Origin of the sequence: Pseudoselenomonas ruminantium (assembly GCF_900142515.1) — a bacterium.
Lineage (GTDB): Bacteria > Bacillota > Negativicutes > Selenomonadales > Selenomonadaceae > Selenomonas_A > Selenomonas_A ruminantium_D.
Genome location: NZ_FRBC01000001.1, coordinates 242,553 through 249,522 on the forward strand (window position 1 = coordinate 242,553; position 6,970 = coordinate 249,522).

The following is a 6,970-nucleotide window of genomic DNA, read 5'->3' on the forward strand; positions in this document are numbered from 1 at the left end:
TCTCTTCATTTTTTTTGCAGAAAAATTTAAGGATATGGCAGTTTTTGCCGATAAATAACATGAAAGGGAGGTGATTTGGTGAACACAGCAAGTTTGATGACGATTTCTCCGCAAGCAGGAGCCGCAGTCAAGAGCCAAACACCAAGGATGGTTGTGAAAACGGATGCAAGTTCCGCAGGGATGGGTAAAGAAACGTTCGGTGATGTATTGGGCAAAGCCGGAGAAGAAACAAAGAAAACAATGGCAAAATCGCCAGCTGAAGCACAGGGAAGTGCCGTAGAAGCTAGGGATGCTAAGATAAATGACGATGTGCCGGAAGGAATGGATGTGCTTCCCAAGGAAGCGGGAAAGCAGGGCGAAGGAATGCCGCAGGATAGTGAGCTGCAGCAGGTCAAAACCGTAAAAGGCCCGCAGGAAAGGATAACGGATGCGGAGGAGCAAGGGATGGCACCGGCAGCCGTGATGGCGTTCACCACGGAGGGGAATGCTCAGCTTGTCCAGGAAGATATACCGGAAGCCGGAACCGTTCAACCGTTGCAGAATCTGCAGAGCTTGTTGCCGCAATCTTCAGAGGACGCACAAAAGAACAAGAATTTCCTGGCGATGCTTTCGGGGCAGCAGATCAAGGCACAAGGTCTGGCAAAAGATGCAGGCCAGGCTGTGAATAACCAGGCAGCGATAGAGCAGGCTTTTTCAACTGGGAGCAAAACGGCAAAGGAAACGCCTTTGACGGCAGAACTCCTGTTTAAGCAGATGGGGATGGCTCCCGTGAAGGAAGAGGGTACGGCCAGGGCTGGTACCTTGCTCGAAGTTCAATTAGGGAATCATCGTTTGGCCAACCAATTGCCGAACATGTCGCTGCAGGAGGTACCAAACGGGAAAATATCTGTAGAGATGGCAGCCAATCAGGAAATCAATCTGTCTGATAGTGGCAGGGATACAATGCTTAATGCCAAGGGAATGGCGCTTTTTCAGCAGAGTGAAGTGACGATGCCGTCCAGGGCTGCTGGGGAAGTGATAGATCAGACGCAGTGGCAACAGATTGGTGCGGATATCCGTAATGCAGATATCAACCTGCTGGCAGAAGAAGGCGTAACAGAGCCACGTTTGCAGGTGACTGGAAATCAGGCAACGTTGCCGGAGACCGTAAAGATTGAGGCTGTATCCATCGGGGAAGGCGAGACTATTCCCTTAGCAGAGGAAAGCGGCCAGGATCTCAGAAAGACTTTGAATTCACAGCAGGTACGTAATCGTTCCTTTTTGACACCGAACGATGGTCAGGGCGTGAATGCTCAGGAAGCAGCTGTACTACAAGGGGGAACCCGCACGCTGTCACCAGAGATGCAGCCAGTGAGCTCGCGTCAGGAAAGCCCCTTGCCGATGATGAATATCAATCAGGCAGTGGACGATAGACAGGTATTGCGAGATATCTTACCAGAGCAACGGTGGGTCGCTTCTGAACAGGGGACGGTTATTCGGATGGCAGACAGGAATCAGTCCGAAGGTACAACGGTTTTAGAATCACAGATAGCAGCACTGGGAGAAAATACAAAAGAGAACCTGATTCCGGCCAATCAGGGGGCGGATATGCAACAGATGGGCAGCCGGCAGGATCCAAATTCCCGTCAGCAGCTTCCGTTTACGCCACCTCCGGTAGAACAAGTGGTGGATACTGAGGGACAGGCTGTCCATCAGTTGGCTGAAGAGGCTGCTGGAGATAAAGCACCCATGACCAAGGGACAGGAAGTGCATGATGGTCCGGTGAGTGTATTCCAGCAGGATTTGGCCGATAGTGTCAGAGGAATCGAACGGCAGCCGGATATCCCGCAAAACAGGGACGTGCAGGATAACTTCCAGGTGGTCCGGCAGATCATAGATCAGGCTCGTCTGATTCGTCGGGGCGACAACACGGAAATGGTCATAAAACTCCATCCGGATCATTTAGGGGAGCTGACATTGAAGGTCTCTGTATCTGCTAATGGTGCGGTCAATGCTTCTTTCCATAGCGACAATGCTCAGGTGCGCACGATAATCGAGAATTCATTAGTGCAGCTGAGGCAGGAGTTGAATAATCAGGGATTGAAAGTGGATAATGTTGATGTCTATGCTGGATTGACTGACGGACAACTCCCGCAAGGGGAAGGTCAGCAGGCTTGGCAGCAGGGGCAGGGCCATAATGCTGGTGCAAACAACATTGGTACAGGCAATCCTGAAGATTATGGCGAGGAAACAGAGATGGCGAATGTAGTTGCAGATCAGGATGCTGGTGCAACGGATGGTGTGGATTATCGAATTTAAGCATAGAAGGTGACGAATGTGGCAAATTCATTGAATACGATTACCGTAGATGGCGTAACACAAACCGTGGAAAATTATCAGGCGTCCAAGGCACAGGCTGCTAATGGAGATAACAGTACATTAGGCAAGGATGCTTTCTTGCAGCTGCTGGTGACCCAGATGAAGTATCAGGACCCCTTAGACCCGCAGGACAATGGTGAATATCTGGCCCAGTTGGCCCAATTCTCGGCTCTGGAACAGATGACCAATGTATCGGAAGGTCTCAGTGATGTCTCTAAGCTGGTGGGGAATATCGACACATCTGTACTCGTTGGCCAGCTCAGCAATATGATTGGCAAGGATGTGCAATGGATTACGGAGTCGTCGTCCACCGATGAGAACGGCAAAACCATCACGAATAAGGAAACCTTCGAGGGCAAAGTTACCGGTGTCAGCATTTCGGATGGCTCACCGACCGTCATTGCAGAATCCGGAGGCAAGACCTATCAAGTGGGTATTGGCAATATCAGCCGTATCGGTGAAGGTATGCAGAATAGTTGATCATAAGATCAGTCAAAGCCTTTTCGCATTTTGCGGAGAGGCTTTTGAAATTTGTATGGCAAAGCTTGTTTAATTGCGTTATAATATGATATTGTGTATTTAACTTAGGATAGACGGTTATGAATATATCAGTAAGTTTGAAGGAGATTGTGCATCTTATGCAGAGAAATGAACTTTGCTGGTGTGGCAGCGGCAAGAAATACAAAAAATGCCACGCAGATTTCGATGAACGGATCAGTGAGATCAAGTATAATGCATTCAAGGGGCAGGTAAGGCCTCCAAAGAAAATCATCAACAACAAGCATGACATTGAGATGATCCGGGCGGCCGGTGTTGTGAATGATGGTGCTTTGGATGTAGCGGCTTCCCTGGTCAAGCCGGGCGTGGATACCGCGACGATTGATGATGCGGTGCGGGAATTCATCGAATCCAAGGGAGGCTATCCTTCCTGCCTGCATTATGAAGGATTCCCGAAGAGCTGCTGCATCTCTATCAATGATGTGGTCTGCCATGGCATTCCTTCCAAGAAGACCATCCTGAAGGAAGGCGATATTGTCACCATCGATATCACCACGACGCTGAACGGTTATTATGCAGATGCTTCCCGCATGTTCATGGTCGGTGAAGTGTCCCCCGAAGCAGAACGTCTGGTACGGGTGACCAAGGAATGCATGGAGCGTGGCATTGCCGCCGCAAAACCCTGGCATTTCCTGGGTGACATCAGCGCAGCCTGTGGTGATTATGCTCATGCCAATGGTTACACCGTCGTGACGGATCTGGGCGGACATGGTGTCGGCAAGGATTTCCATCTGGAACCGTTTGTGGCTCATGAAGGCGAAGCCGGCACGGGCATGCTGTTGGTGCCGGGCATGGTGCTCACGGTGGAACCCATGATCAATCAGGGCAAGAAGACCGTGGTGATTGACAGCAAGGATAACTGGACAGTGCGCACCAAGGACAAGAAGCTTTCCGCTCAGTGGGAGAAGACGATTTTGATTACGGAAACAGGCACGGAGGTACTTTCGTCGTAATGACCAGATTTAAGGAATTGGGAATTTCCCAGGAAATTTGTGAAGTGTTGGCCAAACGCGGCATCCGTGAGGCTACGCCGGTACAGGAAAAAGCCATCCCTCTGGCACGGGCGGGCCGGGATGTCATCGTACAGGCTCAGACCGGTACGGGTAAGACGTTGGCCTTCCTGCTGCCCATCCTCGAAAAGATCAAGCCGCAGGTGGATGTGGCGCAGGCGTTGATTGTGGCCCCTACTCGTGAATTGGCCATTCAGGTGGCCAAGGTGGCAGCAATCGTGGGGGAAGCGGCAGGGATATCTTCCCTCGTTATCTATGGCGGGCAGGACATTGAGCGGCAGAAGCAGAAGCTGCGTCGTCACCCTCAGCTCATCATTGGCACGCCGGGCCGACTTCTCGACCATCTGCGTCGCCAGACCATCAATCTGAGCCATGTGAACAAGGTCGTATTGGATGAAGCGGACGAAATGATGAAGTTGGGCTTTATCGAAGATGTGGAACTGCTCCTGAAGGCTTCTGCCAGCGACCGTCAGTTCATGTTGTTCTCGGCCACTATGCCGGCCAGAGTCAAGGCTTTGGCCGCTCAGTATATGAAAGCACCGGAAAATATCCAGATCAAGAGCGAGCATATCACCCTGGATGCTATTGAGCAGGTAATTCTCGATACCACGGAAGAGAATAAGATCGATCGCCTCTGCGAGTGCATCAACAGCGACAACCCGTATCTGGCCATGGTATTCTGCCATACCAAGCAGCGGGCGCATATGGTCACGATGGCCTTGGCGGCCCGTGGCTACCTGGTGGATGAGCTGCATGGCGATTTGTCGCAGGTACAGCGTGCACTGGTTTTGAAGCGCTTCCGCAAGGCCGAACTGCAGATTCTCTGCGCAACTGATATTGCAGCCCGTGGCCTTGATATCGAAGGCGTGACCCATGTATTCAACTATGATATTCCCCATGATACGGAAAGCTATATCCACCGCATTGGCCGTACCGGGCGGGCAGGTCAGGAAGGCAAGGCTGTGACCTTTGTCAATGCCCGCCAGTATGACCTCCTGCGCCGCATTGAGGCCGGCATCAAGAGCCGCATCCGTAAGGAACATTCCGAACGCCATCACAAGCGTCTGGAAAAGCAGGCTAAGATCATGGAAGAAATCAAGAAGGTGCGGCAGGAGAAGAAAGCCAAGGCCAAACCTTTGTCCAAATATGCCAACCGCAAAGGTTCTGCACACAAGGGCCGGAATGACAGAAGCCGCCGGGCGAAGGTACGCAATAAATCCAACGCCACGAAGCGTTCCCATATGGGAAAACATTGAACTCCTCCCCAAGGGGGAGGCAATTAAAATTTCATAATTAAGCAGGAAATCCCCCTTTTTAGTCGAAATTCTATCACTGTAGACTAGATAAAAGGGGGATTTGTCATGATTGGTATCAAAAATGTGATTGCCGTGGTTTGCGGTGGGGGACCGGCTCCCGGCATCAACAGTGTTATTTCCGGTGTGGTCAATGAAGCAACCCGTCAGGGATGGGATGTGCTGGGCATGTATGACGGTTTTTCCCGTCTGGCCCGCGGTGAGAAGAATTACATTCGCTTAGAGCCGAAGAATATCAGTCGTATCCATCTGACTGGTGGCTGTATCCTCAAGATGTCGCGCTTCAATCCGACCAAGAAGGAATCCGATCTGCGCACTGTGGTGGAAACCTTGACGGAATTAGGCGTTACCCATCTCGTGACCATTGGTGGCGATGATACGGCCTACAGCTCCGCAGCTGTTTCCGATTATGCCCGCAAGATGGGCCGCACCATCAATGTCGTGCATGTGCCTAAGACGATTGATAACGACCTGCCGCTGCCGGAGGGGATTCCGACATTTGGCTTTGAAACCGCCCGAGCTTTCGGTACGCAGGAAGTCGAAAACCTGATGGAAGATGCTCGTACGACCAACAATCGCTGGTATTTCACGATTGCTATGGGACGCACCGCAGGTCACTTGGCATTGGGCATGGGCCGCAGCGCCGGTGCCGCGCTGACCATCATTCCGGAAGAATTCCCGGAAGACAAGATTCCCCTCCAGCAGGTGGTGGATATCATCACAGGAGCTATCGTGAAGCGTTACCTGACTGGCAAGAATTACGGCGTGGCTGTAATCGCTGAAGGTGTCATCGAAAAGATTGCCCCGGAAGATTTCAAGAAACTGGGGACGGTTGTTACCGATGAGCACGGTCATATCCGCTACAGTGAACTGGACTTTGGTGAAATCCTCAAGCAGGCAGTGTTGGCTGAAGTCAAGAAACTGGGAATCAAGATTACCGTCATCGATAAGGAAATCGGCTATGAGCTGCGCTGCACGGCGCCGATTGCCTACGATATCGACTATGCCCGCCAGCTCGGTTACTCCGCCGTACAGTTCCTGATGTCCGGCGACAGTGGTGCCCTGATTTCCATTCAGGACAACAAGGCTGTGCCCATGCGCTTTGAGGATATCAAAGATCCGGCTACCGGCAAGACCATGGTACGCAAGGTCAATATCAGTTCCGTCCATTATCAGATTGCCCGCGGCCTCATGATGCGCCTTGAAAAAGGCGATCTGGATGATCCGGGCCTGGCTAACGCCTACCGCATGGAACCAGCTGAATTCAAACAAAGATACAGCTACCTGTTCCCGGAAGAACCCGATGTAACGGCAGAAGCCTGATAAAAAGAATTAAAGGGGTTGTGACATATCCCTTGACAGCAAAAGCCCGTTGGCGAAAAGCGCCAGTGGGCTTTTGTAAATTGCAGTTTGTTTGTGTGTGCCTGAACGCAATTTGTTACAGCTCAGCGGGGCGGCGGTGGGAATACTTTTTCGCCGCTCCACTAAATGACCCGCCAGCAGAAGTACGTATCTTCCAGTTACCTGCGCCGGGCAGGCCAACGGCGCTCCAATCAACGAAGCTTCCAGCCAATGCTGTCTGCGGGCCAGCCTTCACTTCGTTCAGGCAGTCGTTCCGTCGGCGAAAAAAGCATCCCCACCTCCACCCAAAGGTACGCTCGTAAAGACTACTACGCCTTTGCTGAAAGGTGCAAGCACATCGATGTTCTTGTCACAGGAGAACCGAGTCCG

Annotated in this window: 6 protein-coding genes; 5 read left to right on the forward strand and 1 reads right to left on the reverse strand. The window is 51.7% G+C overall.

The window, feature by feature from the left end:
- Positions 1-78: 78 nt before the first annotated feature.
- The 5 genes from BUB68_RS00960 (at position 79) to pfp (ending at position 6,562) form a co-directional block, all read left to right on the forward strand.
- The gene (locus BUB68_RS00960; RefSeq protein WP_256625447.1) at positions 79-2,298 is read left to right on the forward strand and encodes a flagellar hook-length control protein FliK; all 2,220 of its coding nucleotides are present in this window, start codon (positions 79-81) and stop codon (positions 2,296-2,298) included.
- Between the two features lie 18 nt (positions 2,299-2,316).
- Positions 2,317-2,838: a flagellar hook capping FlgD N-terminal domain-containing protein gene (locus BUB68_RS00965; RefSeq protein WP_073087954.1), complete on the forward strand. Its 522-nt coding sequence runs from the start codon at positions 2,317-2,319 to the stop codon at positions 2,836-2,838.
- Positions 2,839-2,996: 158 nt separating this feature from the next.
- Positions 2,997-3,869, forward strand: coding sequence for a type I methionyl aminopeptidase (gene map / locus BUB68_RS00970; RefSeq protein WP_073087955.1), 873 nt, complete (start codon positions 2,997-2,999; stop codon positions 3,867-3,869).
- On the forward strand, positions 3,869-5,182 hold the full coding sequence (locus BUB68_RS00975; protein ID WP_073087956.1) for a DEAD/DEAH box helicase: 1,314 nt from the start codon (positions 3,869-3,871) through the stop codon (positions 5,180-5,182). The genes map and BUB68_RS00975 overlap by 1 nt, the downstream gene beginning before the upstream one ends.
- A gap of 105 nt (positions 5,183-5,287) precedes the next feature.
- Positions 5,288-6,562 (forward strand): diphosphate--fructose-6-phosphate 1-phosphotransferase, encoded by a 1,275-nt coding sequence (gene pfp / locus BUB68_RS00980; RefSeq protein WP_073087957.1) that lies wholly within the window; start codon positions 5,288-5,290, stop codon positions 6,560-6,562.
- A gap of 115 nt (positions 6,563-6,677) precedes the next feature.
- Here the strand turns inward: pfp and BUB68_RS15495 are convergent, their stop codons facing one another.
- Complete coding sequence (locus tag BUB68_RS15495; RefSeq protein WP_256625448.1) at positions 6,678-6,812, reverse strand: hypothetical protein; 135 nt, start codon at positions 6,810-6,812, stop codon at positions 6,678-6,680.
- Positions 6,813-6,970 lie beyond the last annotated feature (158 nt).